The organism is uncultured Microscilla sp. (assembly GCF_947493425.1).
GTDB lineage: Bacteria > Bacteroidota > Bacteroidia > Cytophagales > Microscillaceae > Microscilla.
Window position 1 is genome coordinate 1 of record NZ_CANLRP010000385.1, and the last position, 1,366, is coordinate 1,366.

Below are 1,366 nucleotides of genomic sequence, written 5' to 3' on the forward strand. Positions count from 1 at the left end.
GCTAGCTCCCGACTCCTGACTACCGACTCCCGACTAAAAAGCTCCCGACTCCTGACTAATTTTTAAATCGCTTCGCGCTAGCTCCCGACTCTTGACTACGGACTCTTGACTCTCAACTAATCGCTTCGCGCTAACTCCCGACTCCCGACTACGGACTAAAAGACTAAAAAGAAATCAACGAGTCTAGATCTACCGAAAAACTTTCGCCGAGGCTTTCATAATATTCTTTGCCAAAAAACTTGATAAAAGAGCTCACTCCCTTCTCGGTAAAATGAGGTAACAAAATGCTCCAAATCATTTTTTCGGCGTCTTCTTCAGTTTTCTCTCCTCTTATTATTTGTTGGTTGAGCCAATAAAAAGGCATCATCCAAGTGATAAAAGCAATGTTGTTGTACATACCGGGCACTGGTTCGGGCTTGAGGTTGCCTAGTTTGATGGCAAACGCTAGAGCCGCCTTGTTGTCGTGGATACTTTTTTTGGTTTGTTCCCGAAACTTCCCTTTGACTAACTCGTGCTTTAGTACGTGTTGATCGAGAAAGATAAAAGAGTACTCTTTTTGAATGCGGTAATATACTTTAGCAGTATTATGAAGGTTTTCAAACGAAGGCAACGTGCGTCTTTTGTTGAGTTCTTCATCTAACCTTGTCCACATCTCATTTACAATTGCTTCCAGCAAATCATCCTTGGTTTTGAAATAATAAGTCAGGTTACCCCGGCTCATTTCCAGGCGATTCGCCAGCTCTTGTATAGTAATGGCACCAAACCCTTCTTGATTAAAGCATTTGGTCGCATACGCTATGATTTTGTCTCTTGTATTCTTCTTGTTTTCACCCATTCATTACACATTTTTTATAAAAACAGCGCCTGGTGTTGTTTGCATTTTTACTGTTTAGAAAATAAATTTAGTCGAATTCGACTAAAAAATTTATGCAATTATACTAAGCTATTAGGAAACTACAAAACTTTAGCAAAATATTATTTTATAAATGTGCAGTAGCACTTTATAATCAAAGGTTGATAAATAGTAGGCAAAGATTTTATTTTGTATTTTCATACTATAATATAACATAGCGATCCACCAAATACGTAGTACTATCAAACCAGCCATTGCTCCCACTCTTTACTTTGCATATTTTACTCAACAAAACTTAAACAAAAATGAACAGTCTAATTCATGACACAAACTTCACTCAATGTTATTATATGAATGACAGCCAAATGTTTATTATGAACTATAAACCTGAGTCGAAGCACATGACCAATGAAGATTTTAAGGAGTATATACTCCACTTAAATTGTAGAAATTAAAAAGGGCATAAAAAATTGAATTTCAATTAATTATACCCATAATTCATTGCAAAAGGTT

Annotated in this window: 1 protein-coding gene; it reads right to left on the reverse strand. The window is 36.5% G+C overall.

Annotated features, from left to right (window positions below; all coding sequences use genetic code 11):
* Nucleotides 1–163: 163 nt before the first annotated feature.
* Nucleotides 164–835: a TetR/AcrR family transcriptional regulator gene (locus tag Q0954_RS33910; protein ID WP_299466517.1), complete on the reverse strand. Its 672-nt coding sequence runs from the start codon at nt 833–835 to the stop codon at nt 164–166.
* Nucleotides 836–1,366 lie beyond the last annotated feature (531 nt).

What these genes read in the sequence shown, in the direction of transcription:
- Q0954_RS33910 (WP_299466517.1), bottom strand. Translation starts at nt 835, where the DNA reads ATGGGTGAAAACAAGAAGAATACAAGAGACAAAATCATAGCGTATGCG.